The organism is Tateyamaria omphalii (assembly GCF_014651375.1).
Classification (GTDB): domain Bacteria; phylum Pseudomonadota; class Alphaproteobacteria; order Rhodobacterales; family Rhodobacteraceae; genus Tateyamaria; species Tateyamaria omphalii.
Map to the genome: position 1 here is coordinate 474,127 of NZ_BMWT01000003.1, position 16,954 is coordinate 491,080.

Genomic DNA, 16,954 nt, shown 5'->3' on the forward strand with positions numbered 1-16,954 from the left:
CGGGCGTTGCGCGTATGTGTTTAAGCCTGATCCGGAGAGGTCGCAATTGTGTGTCAACGCTCGCCAGACTTCAGCGCCGACGTGAACGAAGGCACAAGCGATCGCGCATGCTCAGGCTCAAGTTGCCAAGAGCACGCGATTTCCCAGGCGAGTGCGGCTTGTTTGATGATCGGCGTAGGTGCGTCGGTCCAAGTGACTGTGTCAAAGAGGGGGTGATCGCGGCGTGCTTCGTCCCAGTCAATCACTGTCACATTGCCGTCCGTGTCGGTGAGGATGTTGTCCGGGTTCAGGTCGCCGTGCACAAGCGTGGTTTCGAGGCTGATGGCCGACCAAGCGGCCCTGAGTTGGAAAACAAGATCCGTTGGCATTCCGGCCAGATCAATATCTCCCCCCGACGGCTCGGTCAGAAGATCGCGGGCGGATGCAAACCCGTCGCGTTGGGGCAGGTCAGCGGCGACGTTGTGAAGGCGGGAAATTTTATCGGCAATCGTCTTAGGAGGTGTGGAGCCCCCTTCGCATAACGGTTCGCAGGTCCAACCGTCGACCAAGAAGGTGCCAAGGCTGGATCGCAATGGCGTGGGCACGCTCAGCCCGCAAGTCTCTGCATGCCGTGCGACAGGTAAGAGCCACGTTATCGCGGCCTCTGACCTCCGCGTGGATTTGAGCACGTGTTGGCCCACCCGCAGCACAGTGTTGCGGTGTCCGCCGGGCAGGGGGACGGGCGTACCCGTCAGGCCCCATGCGCCTAGCGGCGGGGTCACTCCAATTCGACCAGCAGATCCTTGGCGTCGATCTGGCCGCCGGCCGAAACGTGCACGGCTTTGACAACCGCGTCGCGCTCGGCGTGGATGCCGGTTTCCATCTTCATGGCTTCGATGGTCAGAAGAAGGTCGCCTTCGCAAACCTCTTGTCCGGCTGTGACGCCGACGCTGGCCACAACACCCGGCATGGGTGCGCCAACATGGCTGGCGTTGCCATCTTCGGCCTTGGGCCGAGAGATTGTCTGCGACTTCACCAGACGGTTTGGTACGCGGATCGTGCGCGGTTGGCCGTTGAGCTCGAAGAACACGCGCACTTCGCCGTCTTCGTTGGTTTCACCCACTGCTTGCAGACGAATTTCCAACGTCTTGCCCGGATCGATTTCTGCCGTGATCTCTTCGCCGGGCTTCATACCGTAGAAGAAGGTTTTGGTCGGCAGAGCCCTGACAGGGCCATAGGTGCGGTGACGCCCCATGTAATCAAGGAACACCTTGGGATACATCAGGTAGCCCGACAGATCTTCGTCATCGATGGCCTTGCCTTCGAGTTGGCCGGACAGGTCGGCGCGTGTGTTTTCCAGGTCGACCGGCGGCACATCTGCGCCGGGGCGGGCCGTATTGGGCTCTTCGCCCTTGAGCACTTTTTGCTGGATGCCATGCGGGAAGCCGCCGGGAGGTTGGCCAAGATTGCCGCGCATCATGTCGACAACGCTGTCGGGGAAGGCTACCTCTTTGTCAGGGTCCTCGACCTCGTCACGGGTCAGCCCCTGTGACACCATCATCAGGGCCATGTCACCAACCACTTTGGATGATGGAGTGACTTTCACGATGTCGCCGAACATCTGGTTCACGTCTGCATAGGTGCGCGCAACTTCGTGCCAGCGTTCTTCGAGGCCAAGACTGCGCGCCTGTGCCTTGAGGTTGGTGAATTGGCCGCCCGGCATTTCGTGCAGGTAGACCTCGGAGGAGGGGGCCTGCATGCCACTTTCAAACGCCGCATAATGCGCGCGCACTGCCTCCCAGTAGTCGGAGATGTCGCGGACCGCGTTTATGTCGAGCCCGGTGTCGCGGTCGGTGTTTTCCAGCGCTTCGACAACGGTGCCGAGTGTGGCTTGCGACGTGTTGCCTGATAGCGCGTCCATTGCGCAATCAACTGCGTCCACGCCCGCTTCGGCTGCGGCCAGAATCGTCGCAACCGCTACACCGGCGGTGTCGTGGGTATGGAAATGGATGGGCAGGCCGACCTCTTGCTTCAGGGCGCGGATCAACTGCTTGGCCGCAGCGGGTTTAAGGAGGCCCGCCATGTCCTTGAGGCCCAGTACGTGGGCGCCTGCATCTTTCAGCTGATTGCCCATGTCGACATAGTATTTCAGGTCATACTTGGCCCGGTCCGGGTCCATGATGTCGCCGGTATAGCAGATCGTGCCTTCGCAGATCTTGTTCTGCTCTTGGACCGCATCCATGGCGACGCGCATGTTTTCAACCCAGTTCAGGCTGTCGAAGACGCGGAAGACGTCGATGCCGGTGTCTGCGGCGACGCGCACGAATTCCTGCACCACGTTGTCTGGGTAGTTGGTGTAACCCACACCATTGGCCCCGCGCAGCAGCATCTGGGTCATCAAGTTCGGCATACGCTCGCGCAGATCGCGCAGGCGCTGCCACGGGCATTCCTGCAAGAAGCGGTAGGCGACGTCGAAGGTCGCACCGCCCCAGCATTCCATCGAGAAGAGCTGCGGCAGGTTGGCGGCGTAGGCGGGTGCCACCTTGATCATGTCATAGCTGCGCATCCGCGTGGCGAGCAGAGACTGATGCCCGTCGCGCATGGTGGTGTCAGTGATCAGCAATTGCTGTTGCGATTTCATCCAGTCCGCAACGGCCTGAGGGCCCTTTTGTTCCAGCAGATTGCGTGTGCCCATCTGGTGGGACGGATCGGCCTGCAGCGATGGTGGCTTCGGGTCCTTGATGTCGGCGCGGGGGCTGGGGCGGTCCTTGACCTCCGGGTGACCGTTCACGGTGATATCCGCGATGTAGGTCAGAACCTTGGTGCCGCGGTCGCGGCGGCGGGGGAATTGGAACAGTTCAGGTGTCTCGTCGATGAACTTAGTTGTGTATTCGTTCGACAGGAAGGTCGGGTGCTTTAGCAGGTTTTCGACAAAGGCGATGTTGGTCGAAACGCCCCGGATGCGGAACTCGCGCAGGGCGCGGTCCATGCGGGCGATGGCGATCTCGGGTGTTGGGCCTTTGGATGTCACCTTGGTCAGCAGGCTGTCGTAGTAGCGGGTGATGACGCCGCCCGCGTAAGCCGTACCGCCGTCGAGACGTATGCCCATCCCGGTGGCCGACCGGTAAGCGGTAATGCGGCCATAATCGGGGATGAAGTTGTTCTGTGGGTCTTCGGTGGTCACCCGCGTTTGCAGGGCGTGGCCGGTCAGGACGATGTCCTTTTGGCTGGCCTTGCCAGTCGCTTCGTCAATCGGTTTGCCTTCAGCGATCAGTATCTGGGCGCGTACGATGTCGATCCCGGTGACCTCCTCGGTCACCGTGTGTTCGACCTGCACACGGGGGTTCACTTCGATGAAGTAGAACTTGGACGTTTCCATATCCATCAGGAACTCGACCGTGCCCGCGCATTCGTAGTTCACGTGCTTACAAATCTTGTAGCCAAGGTCGCAGATCTCGGCCCGCTGCTTGTCCGTCAGGTAGGGGGCGGGGGCACGTTCCACGACCTTCTGGTTGCGGCGCTGGACCGAGCAGTCGCGTTCAAAGAGGTGATACATGCCGCCGTGTTTGTCGCCGAGGATTTGTACTTCGACATGGCGCGCGCGGGTGATCATCTTTTCCAGATACCCTTCGCCGTTGCCGAAGGCTGCTTCTGCCTCGCGGCGGCCTTCGAGCACTTTCTCCTCGACTTCCGCTTCGCCCATGATGGGGCGCATCCCGCGTCCGCCGCCGCCCCATGAGGCTTTGAGCATCAAAGGGTAACCGATTTCCTTGGCTTCTTTCCGGATGGCGTCCATGTCGTCGCCCAGCACTTCGGTAGCGGGAATGACAGGAACGCCAGCAGCGATGGCGACCTTGCGAGCGCTGGCCTTGTCACCAAGGGCACGCATGGTTTCGGATTTGGGGCCGATGAAGGTGATGCCGTTCTTTTCGCAGGCATCCACGAAATCGGGGTTTTCCGACAGCAGGCCATAGCCTGGGTGGATGGCGTCAGCCCCGCTTTCGCGGGCGACGCGGATCATTTCGTCGATGCTCAGATAGGCGGCAACTGGCCCGAGTCCCTCGCCGATACGGTAGGCTTCGTCCGCTTTGAAGCGGTGCAGGCCCAGCTTGTCTTCCTCGGCAAAGACGGCGACCGTCTTTTTCCCCATTTCGTTGGCTGCGCGCATGATGCGGATTGCGATCTCACCGCGGTTGGCGATGAGAATCTTTTGGAAATCGGGCATGGTCGCTCCCCCCGGGGCCGTATTTTGCAGTCGCGGCATTCTCTATGATGTTTACGTGACGCAAACAATACGTGGTTGTGGGTAGATTGACCGGCAGGAGAAAAGGTGCCCGGTGGATGACCGGCTGTGACGTCTGGGCACTCAGTCAATACTCACCTGATGCCGACCTGTGTCGCCGCTAGGCGTGTTGGAAGGGTTTAGGCAGGTCCTGCAGCGTCCGCGCTCCGAGTTGGCCCATATTGGCCTTCAAGTCTTCGGACAGGATATGGCAGAGATGATCGATGCCATCCGGTCCGAGTGCGGCAAGCGCGTAGTGCCATGCGCGACCCAGCATGATGAAATCAGCGCCCGATGCCATGGCGCGCAAAATGTCCAATCCGCCTTCGACACCGCTGTCAAAGATGATTGGCAGGCGTGTAGCGCGGCGTACGGCTGGCAGGACCTCGATTGTGGCGGGGGCGGCATCGAATTGTCGGCCGGCGTGGTTCGACACCCAGATCGCATCGACGCCGAGCCCTTCGAGCCGCTCGGCATCCGTGCCTCGCATGACGCCCTTTACGACGAAGGGTCCGTCCCAAGCATCACGCAGCCACGACACATAGTCCCAATCCGGCGAGGTACGCAGCAAGTATCCGACATGCGCCGTCACAGGCAGGTTCTTGGTTGCCGCTGTGGCATAGGCATCCAGCATTCGCATATGTGGCATGCCCTTGCGCGCCATCGCCACTGCCCATGCTGGTCGCATGGCAACCTGAGCCATCAGGCGCGGTGTCAGACGAGGTGGGTTGGTAATGCCGGACCGTGTTTGCCGTTCCCGCCGGGATGCCACGGGCACATCGACGGTCAGCACCAATGTCTTGAACCCGGCAGCGCGGGCGCGGTCTAGCATGTCCTTGCGAATGCCCTCGTCACGCGGCGGATACATCTGGAACCACGCATCCTCACCCAGAACTGGAGCGACATCCTCGGGTGATGCTGCCGCCACTGTGGACAAGGTGTAGGGCATGCCCAAGCGCGCTGCACCTTGCGACAAGTGGCGTTCGGCGTCGGGCCACATCAGTCCGGACATTCCAACTGGAGCGATGCCAAAGGGCAGGGCGCGCTGTTGTCCCAACAGGTTCGTTGAAAGATTGGCTTCGAATTCGCCATGCAGAATGGACGGTAACAGCCCCACGCGATCAAGCGCTGTGCGATTGCGACAACGCGTGGCCTCGTCCCCGGTTCCGCTGTCCAGGTACTCCCAAACGAATTTCGGGATTCGTTGGCGAGCGCGGTCGCGCAGATCGCTGAGGGCGGGATAGCGGCTGTTCAGATCCATGCGCGGGACTATGGAGATGGGCGCGTAGGGCTGCAAGGCGTTGAATTTGCGAACGCTCTGCCTGTTGGGCTTTCCGAACTGCGGTTTCGAAAAGGGCAAAAGAGGGTGGAACATGGCGTGAACATCAGTCTTTTCCTTTGAGCGCTGTCGCGATACATTGTGGCATGAGCAGCTTTGATGATCTTGACGCCTTTGAAGGGGCATCCCTGTCCGCACGCGCCATGGCGGCGCGGCCACAGCCCTATCTGGATGGTTTGAACCCGGCACAGCGTGCGGCAGTCGAGCAACTTGATGGACCGGTTCTGATGCTTGCTGGCGCGGGGACCGGTAAAACGCGAGCGTTGACTGCGCGCATCGTGCATCTGTTGAACACCGGGCGGGCGCGCCCGAATGAGATTCTGGCTGTGACCTTTACCAACAAGGCCGCGCGCGAGATGAAGAACCGTGTGGGGCAGATGCTCGGGCAGCCGATCGAGGGTATGCCTTGGATGGGCACATTCCACGCCATCTGCGTAAAACTGCTGCGCCGCCATGCCGAGCTTGTGGGCCTCAAGAGCAACTTCACCATTCTGGACACGGACGACCAGATACGCCTTTTGAAACAACTGGTTCAGGCGGCCAACATAGATGACAAGCGCTGGCCTGCGCGGCAGCTGGCCAGCATCATTGATGGGTGGAAGAACCGGGCGTTGACGCCCGACAAGGTTCCTGCAACAGATGCAGGGGCTTACAATCACAAGGGCGTTGATCTTTATGCGCAATACCAGCGCCGCTTGATCGAACTGAATGCCTGTGACTTTGGCGATCTGCTGTTGCACATGGTCACCATTTTTCAGGCGCATCCGGACGTGCTGCAACAGTATCAACGCTGGTTCGCGTTCATCCTCGTGGACGAGTATCAGGATACCAACGTGGCCCAGTATCTGTGGCTGCGGCTGCTGGCGCAGGGGCACAAGAACATCTGCTGCGTGGGGGATGACGACCAGTCGATCTATGGCTGGCGCGGGGCCGAAGTGGGCAATATCCTGCGGTTTGAAAAGGACTTTCCCGGCGCGCATGTGGTGCGGCTGGAGCAGAACTATCGGTCGACCCCGCATATTCTGGCGGCGGCCTCGGGTGTCATTGATGGCAACGAGAACCGTCTGGGCAAGACGCTGTGGACCGACAAGGACGAAGGCGAGAAGGTGCGCCTGATCGGCCATTGGGATGGTGAGGAAGAAGCGCGCTGGATCGGGGAAGAGATTGAGGCGGCGCAAGCCGGCACACGAGGTGTACGGTCTATGTCGTTGGAAGACATGGCTATTCTGGTGCGGGCCTCGCATCAGATGCGTGCGTTCGAGGATCGCTTCCTGACCATCGGACTGCCGTATCGCGTGATTGGAGGGCCACGCTTTTACGAGCGGATGGAGATTCGGGATGCGATGGCCTATTTCCGCGTTGTGGTGTCGCCTGACGACGATCTGGCCTTTGAGCGGATCGTGAACACACCCAAGCGAGGCTTGGGGGACAAGGCGCAGCAGACCATCCAGATCACGGCGCGGGCCAACGGGGTTTCGCTGGTCGAAGGGGCGCGGCTGGCGGTTGATCAGGGTTTGATAAAAGGCAAGGGTGGCAAGGAGTTGGGCGCGCTTGTTGATGGCATTGCGCGTTGGAATTCCAAACTGCGCGGACCGCGCATCGAAGTGGCACAGGACGACTCGGTGATTGACGAGGGCGTTGCCCCGTTGCGTGTCGAATACGGCCCGCCGCCGGTGAGCCATATCGAGTTGGCAGAGATCATTCTGGATGAATCGGGCTATACCGCGCATTGGCAGAATGACAAGACGCCTGAGGCTCCGGGGCGGCTGGAGAACTTGAAGGAGCTTGTGAAAGCCCTTGAATCTTTTGAGAATTTGCAAGGGTTTCTTGAGCACGTTTCGCTGGTCATGGACAATGCGAGCGAAGATGCCGAGGCCAAAGTGTCGATCATGACCCTGCACGCGGCCAAGGGTCTGGAGTTCCCGCAGGTGTTCCTGCCGGGCTGGGAAGACGGGCTGTTTCCGTCGCAACGGTCGATGGATGAAAGTGGGATCAAGGGGCTCGAGGAAGAGCGCCGCCTGGCTTACGTGGGCATCACACGCGCTGAGGAGGTGTGCACCATTTCCTTTGCCTCGAACCGGCGGGTGTTTGGGCAATGGCAATCATCCATGCCGTCGCGCTTTGTTGATGAGCTGCCCGAGGATCATGTGGATGTGCTGACACCACCGGGCCTGTATGGGGGCGGCTTTGGTGCTGCGGCCCCAAATATGGGGGGTGAGTCGCGGCTGCACCAAGCGGCAGCGGAGGCGAATGTCTACAACTCGCCCGGATGGAAGCGGCTGCAGGCGCGGGCCGGAGAGCGGCCCATGAGTCAGCCCAAGGAGAGCCGGAACACGGTGATCGACCTAAACGCCGTGTCGGCTTTCACGGTGGGCGAGCGCGTGTTTCACCAGAAATTCGGGTATGGTGTCATCGTCGGGATTGAAGGTGACAAGCTGGAAGTGGAGTTCGAGAAGGCGGGCACCAAGAAGGTTGTCTCGCGTTTTGTGTCGGGAACGGATGACATTCCTTTCTAGGATGTGACAATACCAAGAGGATCGTTTTGTCTAGGATTCAGCGCTCCTAACTTGTCGGGGTTGCGCATCATATACATCCAACAGATCAAGCCACTGGTGTTTAGCGCCACAGTGACAAGCGCTTCGGTCTGACCGTCTTTGGTCATCAGCACCGCCGGGTGGCCATTCGCCGTGACCTGTGTCGGCACCAGACGCCCGGCATTTTTCAACGTAACCGCGTGCGAGACCTGAACGATATCGTCCGGACCAACGAGCGGGCGGCGGGCCGCGCGTGCCTTGGCGCCGCCATCCGAGATCGAGACGGCATCGTCAGACAGATAAGCCTTGGCCGCGTCAAGATCGTTGCTGGCAATGGCGGCAAGAAAGCCGCTGATCTGGGCGGCGCGTCTGCTTGCGGGTTGGGTCAGGTCCGGGGCCGATTGCGCAACGCGGCGGTGCGCGCGGCTGACCAATTGGCGACAGGCGGCTTCGGATTTGCCCAACGTCTGGGCGATGTCGGCATAGGACGCATCGAACGCCTCGCGCAGGACAAATGCGGCGCGTTCACTGGTGGGCAACGTGTCCATCACCCAGAGCAAGGCGAGTTCGCATTCTTGCGCTTGGGCAAAGCTGTCTTCCGCCGTGTTTTCATCTACGATCAATGGCTCGGGCAGCCATGGTCCAACATAGGATTCCCGCCGCGTTTTGGCCCGTCGCAGGCTGTCGATGGCCACCCGTGTTGCGGCGGTGCGCAACCATGCGGCCGGTGTTCGGATGGCGGCATGATCCGCTGCGGCCCACTTGAGCCACGTGTCCTGTACTGCGTCTTCGGCGGCGGCCCTTTCACCGAGCATGCGATAGCACAGGGCCGTCAGCATCGGCCGCTGTGCTTCGAATTGGTCGGTCCACGTCATGCGGCGACCGGTTGGGTAAGTGTGATGGACGTGCCATTCACATCCAGCCGCTGGCACAGTTTGCCGTGGCCCATGCCACGCTTGAGCACTGGGTAGGTACGGGTAAAGGCAGCGGCGAAGGAGGCGGCCACGACGGCGCGGGGTCCATGGGCTGCTTCGATCCGGGTGCGCAGTGCATCCAGCGTGTCATCGCCCCGAATGGCCGCCCATGCGAACTGGTAGCCGAGGCCGAAGTCACCTGCCGCATCCGGTGCGCCATTCAGACTGGCCTGGATATCGGCAGCACGGGCCCCAAAGGCCAAGGCCATGTCCACGGTCAGTTGGGCGCAAGGGCCGCAATCGCCCTCGACGGCTGAGCCGACCATGGCCCCCATCCGGACGTGATGCGCGGATTTGGGGCCGGCATAGGCGCTGACCTTCTGGAACAGGGTCATGCGCAGACCGGCGCGTGGGTCGATGTCGATCAGGTCATGCATGTACTGCGTATTGTAGTTGAATTGTTTGCCAAAGCGGCGGGCACCGGAATGAAGAAATGCGCGGATCATGAGGTTTGCTCCTTGGGTTGCATTGAGAAAGCGATTGCAAGGCATGTCCAGACTGGAAGCTGGATGCCTAACAGGTTGACGAAAGCCACCAGATCAAAGGCAAAGCCCCGGTTGGCCCATGTGACGAGGTGATAGAGAGCGTGGAGGGCGAGCCAGCTAAGGCCCACGATCAACACATCGTGGTTACGCGAGCGTGCTGCGTACAATACCGCGAGGCCGCTGGTGCCGAACACCAAGGCGAAGTCGCGAACGAAATGCATGTTGAAGGGCCTCATGGGTGCAACACCGGGGGTGTTGGAGTACCAGAGCTGCGGCTGCGTCCACATCAGGATGCCCAAACCCACTAAATAGATCCCTACGATCCAGAGAACACGGTCCATGCCATAGTATCCTTGCCTTTGTCATTGGGATGACGTGGCAGGTCAGGCCGGTGTGACATTTGCGGGCAAGTTAATTGAAGATGGGAATAAAAAAGCGGCGGTCCCCAGGGAGGAGGGGGCCGCCGCCTTCGTCATGCCGGCCGGTCAGGGAGGAGGAGGACCGGTTCAGCAATCTCTGCACCCTTCGGTGCGGTATTCGTGCGACGACATTCGGGAGGAGGTGAATGCCGCCGCTCTTGCAACATCGCGTCGGTCAGGGAGGAGGAAGACCGAAAGTGCGACGTATTGCGGTGTTAAAGTGCGGCGACGCCAGGGAGGAGGAGGGCGCCGCCGCCAATTTCAGATGCCCCAGGGAGGAGGAGGGGGCGATCTGATCCTTGTGTTCTTGTGTTACGCTGTCAGGTCGTTCGCGGATTCCCAAGCGACGCGCTTCAGTTCCGACCGGTGCAGGCCCAGATCGGCCAGTTCACGGTTGGACAGAGCGTTCAGCTCGGTGAATGTGCTGCGGAAGATACGCTGTTTTGCGCGACGCTCTGCAGCGGCTTCGAACACGCGGGCAACCGTGCCGAGGATACGTTCCACGAGGTCGCTGCGTCGTGCTACATCATTGTAATAGGCCATGTTCTTTGCCTCATGCTCATTTCGTTGACCCAAATATAAGCCAATGCTGCGGGTGCACAATGGACACCAATTCAATGCTGCTATGCAGCAATTGCATGGGGTTGTGGTCCAAAGCCTGGGCAATGTGCACAAGGAAACAGCGTTTCGGACGGTGCTGTTTTCAAGCTCTTGTAAGACGCGAAAATTATGCCATTTCTTTCATCATAAAGCGGGGAAATCGAGCATGGCTGTCACGAAACAAAATGTTATGGACGCGCTGGCGCGCGTGGGGATGCCGGATGGAGGTGACCTGGTCAGCCGGGATTTGATTCGAGCGGTTCAGATGCAGGGCGATGCCGTGCAGTTCGTGATCGAGGCGCCCAACCCTGAGCTGGCGGCCAAGATGGAGCCCGTTCGTGCGGCTGCCGAAGCGGCGGTGCGGGCGCTGGACGCAGTTGGAGAGGTGCGCGTGGCCCTAACGGCGCATGGCCCGGCCAAGAAGCCTGCTGCGCCGCCAAGCCTGAAGATCGGGGGGCACCCCAAGCCCCAGGACGGTCCCACGAAGCCCACTGGCGTCAAACGCATACTTGCCATTGGGTCGGGCAAGGGCGGTGTTGGCAAGTCCACCGTTTCATCGAACCTTGCTGTGGCGCTGGCCAAGCAAGGGCGCAAAGTGGGGCTGCTGGATGCGGATATATATGGTCCGTCTCAGCCCCGCATGATGGGGGTGAACAAGCGGCCCGCGTCGCCGGATGGCAAGACCATCATTCCCTTGCACGCCCATGGCGTCACCCTGATGTCCATTGGGTTCATGATGGAAGAGGGCAAGGCCGTGGTGTGGCGTGGCCCCATGCTGATGGGCGCGCTGCAGCAGATGCTGGGGCAGGTGGAGTGGGGCGAGCTGGATGTTCTGCTGGTCGACCTGCCGCCGGGTACCGGGGATGTGCAACTGACCCTGTGTACGAAATCCGAACTTTCAGGGGCCATTGTTGTCTCGACCCCGCAGGATGTGGCGTTGATCGACGCGCGCAAGGCGCTGGACATGTTTGCGACGCTAAAGACGCCGGTGTTGGGCCTGATCGAGAACATGTCGATGTTCGTGTGTCCCGATTGTGGGTCGGAGCATCAAATCTTTGGCCAAGGGGGCGTTGCGGCGGAGGCCGAGAAGTTGGGCGTGCCCTTGCTGGGAGCATTGCCAATTGATCTTGAGACGCGCCTTGCCGGAGACGGGGGCACGCCTATTGCTGTTGGCGACGGGCCGATGGCGCAGGTCTACGCGCGCATCGCCGAAGGGCTGATCAAGGGCGGTATGGCCTGATCAAACGTCGCGCCCCTCGACAGCGATACCATAGAGAGTCGTGAGTATGCTGGCGCTGACCAACGCATAAAACACAGAAACAATTATGGAGATGAGACCACTGACGATATTGTCTGTCAGAATGGTGCCAAGAGCGAAGTTCAGGCCGAAATCCACTGCGGCCAGTATAATCATGATCCCGACGATGGTGAGTGCCAAGGGTTTCGACGCGTCCCAGCTTTCGCGGAAAGTCATCTTGCGCCCAATGGTGCAGGCGGGAAGGATCAGGCTCCATCGGAACAACAACCAGCCCAGCAGCACGACCAGCGGTATCGCAACGATTCCCGCCATCACTTCACCGGCTCCCGCGCCGACGAGACCCACGGGAACGAAAAGTGGAAGGGCGATCAGGGTGATGAGAAGGCCCAACAGGATGCTGCGGCCGAGATAACCCAGCACGATGCCAGCGCTTGGGGTGTAACCTTCGTCCCGCTGTTCCAGCGGGAGCAACACAAAACGGTGCCAGGCCGCAATCATCATCAGGTAACCGATTGCCATCAGCAGGAACGCCGGGATGAGAAGACCGAAATTCGAAATGGTCGACAGTGCTTCGGTGTCGTCAAGGTTTGTCACGCCACTGGCCAGACCGGGGGCCGTTGCGATCAGCAAACCCGCACCCACTGCAATCAGCACAATACCTGCAGACGTGGCCCGAAAGGTTGCGCCAAGGTCACGGAATACCATGGAAACGGCGTGAACAAAGATGCGGATGGCGTAGGACATGTGTGCTCCTGTCTGGCTTTGGGGTGCTGTTGCCGCGTTCGCGCGCCCTTCGCAAGGGATTTCATGGGACGGGCGGGGCGATATGGGATGCGGCATGGGAAACCATGGGCAAGAGTGGCCAAAAGTTGTGTGATTCGAATCAATCTACCTAAGTAGCACATATTTACGCCGGAACAAGTAGAGAACATAAGCGATGCCATACAATTGGCCCAAATTTTTTTGGGAAATTGTGGTGCGGTAATGCTATCTGATCATCGCCACAATATATTGTGTCATATCTTCTTCATCTTACAGCATGTTCCTGAAATCTGGTGAAATCATCCGCAATATGTTGTTTTCGACTGCGAGGGGAAACCAGTTGTAGTGTGTTGTGACCTCAAAAAACCATTGCGTCCCATGTTTTCCCACGTCATACCTAATGACATCAGATGAGAACGAGCACGGGGCAGCAAACGACCCCAAGCAAAAAACAAAACTCTAGCAGGTTTCATACAGGCACCTCGCTTTCATCAGACCAGAGATCCGGCGCGCGAGCGAGCAGACATCCCCCCAGGTGGCGCGCGCAGCTGGACATCCCGCGAGGCGGGACGAGGGCGGCGGGTTGATCAGTGGCAGCAGATCAACCCGCCGTTTCATTTCAAGGCCCCGAAAAGAGGGCGCAGGTGACTGGGGAACGAATTTGAAGCGCTGCGGCGCGAAGGTGAAATAGGGACGGGCCAAAACGGTGGCACGCAGGTTCAGAGGCGAAAGCGACCACAAGGTGGACGCAAAGGGGCGGGTGTCTATCCCGGCCTCGTTTCGTCGTGTGATCGAAGCCTGTGACCCCGACTGGACCGAGGGCCTGCCGCCCCGCATTATCATTGTCTATGGCGGCGCGACGCGTGACTACCTTGAGGGCTTCACGGTCGAGGCCATGGATGAGGTGGACGAGAAGATTTCGAAATTCCCGCGCGGTTCGGCCAAGCGGAAGGCGATGGAGCGTCTGTATAGCGCGCAATCCATCGAGACCGTTGTTGATGATACCGGCCGCATCGTGTTGCCCGCCAAGCTGCGTGAGAAGATCGGCCTTGATGGCATGGCGCGGTTTGTATCCTCGGGCGACACATTCGAGATTTGGCAGCCCGATGCTTATGACGAGAGTATCGCCGCGCTGCATGATGATGGGTTCGATCCTGATCTGGACCCGTCAGCTTACCTTGACGGGGACTTGGAGTAAGAATGGCTGGGGGGCCACATATTCCGGTTCTGATCGACGCGATCCTGCGGGAATGCGCGCCCATTCATGGCACATGGCTTGATGGCACCTTTGGGGCCGGGGGCTATACGCGCGCCTTGCTGGAGGCCGGGGCTGAGCAGGTGATTGCGGTGGATCGTGACCCTTTGGCCTTTGAATTGGCTGGAGAGTGGGCTGCGACCTATGGCGACCGGATCGTGATGCAGCCGGGTGTGTTTTCGAAGCTGGATGAGTACGGGCAGGGGCTGGACGGTATTGTTCTGGACCTGGGCGTGTCGTCGATGCAGTTGGACCGCGCTGAGCGGGGGTTCTCCTTCATGCAGGACGGGCCGCTGGATATGCGCATGTCGCAGGACGGACCCTCTGCCGCGGATATTGTGAATGAGGCCGAAGAGGGCGTGATGGCGGACATCCTGTTTCAGTACGGCGAGGAGCGGGCGTCGCGCCGCATTGCGCGTGCGATCATCACGGCGCGGCCTATCACCACGACGCTTGAGCTGGTGGGTGTCATTGAGAAATGCCTGCCGCGTCCGAAGCCGGGGCAATCGCATCCTGCGACCCGCAGTTTTCAGGCTCTGCGCATTGCGGTGAACAATGAATATGATGAGCTGTATCAGGGGCTTATGGCAGCTGAGCGGGCTTTGAAACCCGGTGGGCAACTGGCCGTTGTGACCTTTCATTCGGTCGAGGACCGGATGGTGAAGCGCTTCATGACCGCGCGCGGTGGGCGGCAGTCGAACCCGAACCGCTATGCGCCCGAGGTGGAGGCCGTGCCCGCGCAGTTCGAATTGCGGACCCGGAAGGCGATTGGGCCCGACAAGCAAGAATTGGAGATAAACCCGCGCAGCCGGTCGGCCAAGCTGCGGGTGGCGGTGCGCACGGACGCGCCTGCCGGAGAGATTGACGCAAAGAGTATTGGTATGCCGCAGGTCAGGGGGGCCATCTGATGCGCACGGTTTTGTATATTTTGACGACATTGGCCGTGATTGGCCTGGCCTTCTGGGCCTATCGCGAGAATTACGCGACGCAGGAAGCGCTGTCGAAGACGGACAGGCTGCACCGTGACATCCGCATGGCACATTCGCGGCTGGCCGTTCTCAAGGCCGAATGGGCCTATTTGAACCGCCCGGACCGGCTGCGCGATCTGGCCGACATCAACTTTGACCGGCTTGGCCTGTTGCCGTTCCGCCCTGACCAGTTTGGGCATGTGGACGAGGTGGCCTATCCCGCGCCACCGCAACTTGTCATCGACAACGCGGTTGAAGTGTCCGGCGAGTTGCCCGGCGATGGAGAGCAGCCATGACCCGCACCCCTTTGCGCCCATTGGCCCGTATTCTGCCCGCCCGCGCCGCCGGTGAAAGCACCGAAGCCATCGAGCGTGAGAACCTGCGTGCCCGCCACGAGGAAATGCGCGACCGCTCGCGCCAGCGCGCCGAGGGCCGTTTGCTGGTGTTGGGCCTGTTCTTTTTCTGCGCCTTCATGACGGTTGCCGTCCGCATGGGAATGCTTGCCACATCGGAGCCGGTTGAGCCCCGAGCGAGTGCTCAGGGCGCTGCGATTTCGGCGGCCCGCGCGGATATCGTTGACCGTCAGGGCCGTCTACTGGCCACGAATTTCGAGACCCATGCGCTCTATGCCCAGCCGCCGCAGATGGTGGACCCGGCAGCGGCGGCCCAGAAGTTGGCCGAGATTTTTCCCGATCTGAAGGAAGAGGAGCTGCTGAAGGATTTCACCGGCAAGCGTAAGTTCCTGTGGATTCGCAAGAAAATCAGCCCTGAGCAGATGCAGCTGGTGCATGAGATCGGTGATCCCGGTCTGCTGTTTGGTCCGCGCGACATGCGTCTTTATCCCAATGGGACCTTGGCTGCCCATGTTCTGGGCGGGGCCAGCTTTGGCAAGGAAGGTGTGAGCGCCGCCGAGGTCATCGGTGTTGCGGGTGTTGAGAAGCAGTTCGATGATTATCTGCGCGATCCGGCAAACGGCCAGAAGCCGCTGCAGCTGTCCTTGGACCTGACCATTCAGGCCGCCGCCGAGCGTGTGCTCTATGGCGGTATGCGGTTGATGAATGCCAAGGGCGCGACATCCGTGCTGATGGATGTGAAGACGGGCGAGGTGATCTCGGTCGTGTCGCTGCCAACATTTGACCCCAACAACAGACCCCGACCCGCGACCAAAGGGGATCAGTCGGACAGCCCGCTGTTCAACAGGTCTGTGCAGGGCGTGTATGAGTTGGGATCTTCGTTCAAAATTTTCACTGCAGCGCAGGCCGTTGATCTCGGGCTGGTGTCACCTTCTACGATCATTGATGCGTCGGGCCCTATGCGTGTTGGCGGTTTCAGCATCGGTGAATTCAACAACAAGAACTACAAGAAGCTGAGTGTCGCCGACATCATAGTTAAGTCATCGAACCGCGGCACGGGCCGCATGGCCTTGCAGATTGGCGTTGAACGCCAACAGCAGTTCCTCAAGTCGCTGGGATTTTTCAAACCAACGGATTTCGAAATTGTTGAAGCACGAACAGGGCGGCCGCTTTTGCCCAAGCGTTGGACCGACTTGAGCGCGGTGACAATCAGCTATGGTCACGGTCTGTCGTCGTCTCCGATGCACCTTGCCGCTGCCTATTCTGCAATTGCGAATGGCGGCCGGATGGTTAAGCCGACCATTGTAAAGCAGCATGGTCCGCGTCTTGGTGATCGCGTCATGAGCGAAGGAGCGGCCCGTGCTGCGCGTAAGATGTTGCGCAAGGTTGTGACGGATGGCACCGCTAGCATGGCAGAAGTACCGGGATACGCCGTTGGCGGAAAAACAGGGACTGCCGACAAGCCCAAGCCGCGCGGTGGTTATTATGATGACAAAGTCATCGCCACCTTTGCCACCATGTTCCCGGCGCATGATCCAAAATACGTTTTGGTGGTGACACTGGACGAACCGGTCGAAACCTCTGGTAGCAAACCGCGCCGTTCTGCTGGTTGGACCGCCGTTCCGGTTGCCGCCGAGATGATTGGCCGGATTGCACCGCTACTGGGCCTGCGCCCAAGCGTTGAACCTGTCACCCTCGCTGATATAACGCTGACCAGCAGCAACTGAGGTGCGCATCGCACCCGAA

At 60.1% G+C, this 16,954-nt stretch carries 14 protein-coding genes; 6 read left to right on the forward strand and 8 right to left on the reverse strand.

Annotated features, from left to right (window positions below):
• Nucleotides 1-53: 53 nt before the first annotated feature.
• The 3 genes from IE087_RS13075 to IE087_RS13085 all read right to left on the reverse strand — a co-directional run bounded on the left by IE087_RS13075 (nucleotide 54) and on the right by IE087_RS13085 (nucleotide 5,522).
• A complete protein-coding gene (locus IE087_RS13075) occupies nucleotides 54-761 on the reverse strand; it encodes a phosphotransferase (RefSeq protein WP_189369784.1) in 708 nt (235 codons plus the stop codon).
• On the reverse strand, nucleotides 758-4,204 hold the full coding sequence (locus IE087_RS13080; protein WP_189369785.1) for a pyruvate carboxylase: 3,447 nt from the start codon (nucleotides 4,202-4,204) through the stop codon (nucleotides 758-760). The genes IE087_RS13075 and IE087_RS13080 overlap by 4 nt, the downstream gene beginning before the upstream one ends.
• A gap of 178 nt (nucleotides 4,205-4,382) precedes the next feature.
• Nucleotides 4,383-5,522 (reverse strand): alpha-hydroxy acid oxidase, encoded by a 1,140-nt coding sequence (locus IE087_RS13085; RefSeq protein ID WP_189369786.1) that lies wholly within the window; start codon nucleotides 5,520-5,522, stop codon nucleotides 4,383-4,385.
• A gap of 164 nt (nucleotides 5,523-5,686) precedes the next feature.
• Between IE087_RS13085 and IE087_RS13090 the strand changes: the two genes are divergently transcribed.
• Nucleotides 5,687-8,116: an ATP-dependent helicase gene (locus IE087_RS13090; RefSeq protein ID WP_189369787.1), complete on the forward strand. Its 2,430-nt coding sequence runs from the start codon at nucleotides 5,687-5,689 to the stop codon at nucleotides 8,114-8,116.
• On the opposite strand, the gene sigJ is transcribed toward IE087_RS13090, so the two are convergent.
• From sigJ to IE087_RS13110, 4 genes are all read right to left on the reverse strand, one after another.
• The gene (gene sigJ / locus IE087_RS13095) at nucleotides 8,113-9,009 is read right to left on the reverse strand and encodes an RNA polymerase sigma factor SigJ (RefSeq protein ID WP_189369788.1); all 897 of its coding nucleotides are present in this window, start codon (nucleotides 9,007-9,009) and stop codon (nucleotides 8,113-8,115) included. The genes IE087_RS13090 and sigJ overlap by 4 nt on opposite strands.
• Complete coding sequence (locus IE087_RS13100; RefSeq protein WP_229801377.1) at nucleotides 9,006-9,554, reverse strand: hypothetical protein; 549 nt, start codon at nucleotides 9,552-9,554, stop codon at nucleotides 9,006-9,008. Before IE087_RS13100 ends, sigJ begins: the two co-directional genes overlap by 4 nt.
• Nucleotides 9,551-9,934, reverse strand: a complete 384-nt coding sequence (locus IE087_RS13105; RefSeq protein ID WP_189369789.1) for a hypothetical protein — start codon at nucleotides 9,932-9,934, stop codon at nucleotides 9,551-9,553. The genes IE087_RS13100 and IE087_RS13105 overlap by 4 nt, the downstream gene beginning before the upstream one ends.
• A 390-nt stretch (nucleotides 9,935-10,324) precedes the next feature.
• Nucleotides 10,325-10,555, reverse strand: a complete 231-nt coding sequence (locus IE087_RS13110) for a DUF1127 domain-containing protein (protein ID WP_189369790.1) — start codon at nucleotides 10,553-10,555, stop codon at nucleotides 10,325-10,327.
• Nucleotides 10,556-10,778: 223 nt separating this feature from the next.
• On the opposite strand from IE087_RS13110, the gene IE087_RS13115 reads away from it, so the two are divergent.
• Nucleotides 10,779-11,852 carry an Mrp/NBP35 family ATP-binding protein gene (locus IE087_RS13115; protein ID WP_189369791.1) on the forward strand — a complete coding sequence of 358 codons (1,074 nt, stop codon included), beginning with the start codon at nucleotides 10,779-10,781 and terminating at the stop codon, nucleotides 11,850-11,852.
• Here the strand turns inward: IE087_RS13115 and IE087_RS13120 are convergent, their stop codons facing one another.
• Nucleotides 11,853-12,614 carry a hypothetical protein gene (locus tag IE087_RS13120; protein WP_189369792.1) on the reverse strand — a complete coding sequence of 254 codons (762 nt, stop codon included), beginning with the start codon at nucleotides 12,612-12,614 and terminating at the stop codon, nucleotides 11,853-11,855.
• A gap of 724 nt (nucleotides 12,615-13,338) precedes the next feature.
• Here IE087_RS13120 and mraZ point away from each other — a divergent pair.
• From mraZ to IE087_RS13140, 4 genes are read left to right on the forward strand one after another with little or no spacing between them, the layout of a single operon-like run.
• On the forward strand, nucleotides 13,339-13,830 hold the full coding sequence (gene mraZ, locus IE087_RS13125; protein WP_189369793.1) for a division/cell wall cluster transcriptional repressor MraZ: 492 nt from the start codon (nucleotides 13,339-13,341) through the stop codon (nucleotides 13,828-13,830).
• A gap of 2 nt (nucleotides 13,831-13,832) precedes the next feature.
• Complete coding sequence (gene rsmH / locus IE087_RS13130) at nucleotides 13,833-14,795, forward strand: 16S rRNA (cytosine(1402)-N(4))-methyltransferase RsmH (RefSeq protein WP_189369794.1); 963 nt, start codon at nucleotides 13,833-13,835, stop codon at nucleotides 14,793-14,795.
• The gene (gene ftsL, locus IE087_RS13135; protein WP_189369795.1) at nucleotides 14,795-15,151 is read left to right on the forward strand and encodes a cell division protein FtsL; all 357 of its coding nucleotides are present in this window, start codon (nucleotides 14,795-14,797) and stop codon (nucleotides 15,149-15,151) included. Before rsmH ends, ftsL begins: the two co-directional genes overlap by 1 nt.
• Entirely contained in the window at nucleotides 15,148-16,935 is a 1,788-nt protein-coding gene (locus tag IE087_RS13140) for a peptidoglycan D,D-transpeptidase FtsI family protein (protein ID WP_189369796.1), read from the forward strand. The genes ftsL and IE087_RS13140 overlap by 4 nt, the downstream gene beginning before the upstream one ends.
• Nucleotides 16,936-16,954: the final 19 nt, after the last annotated feature.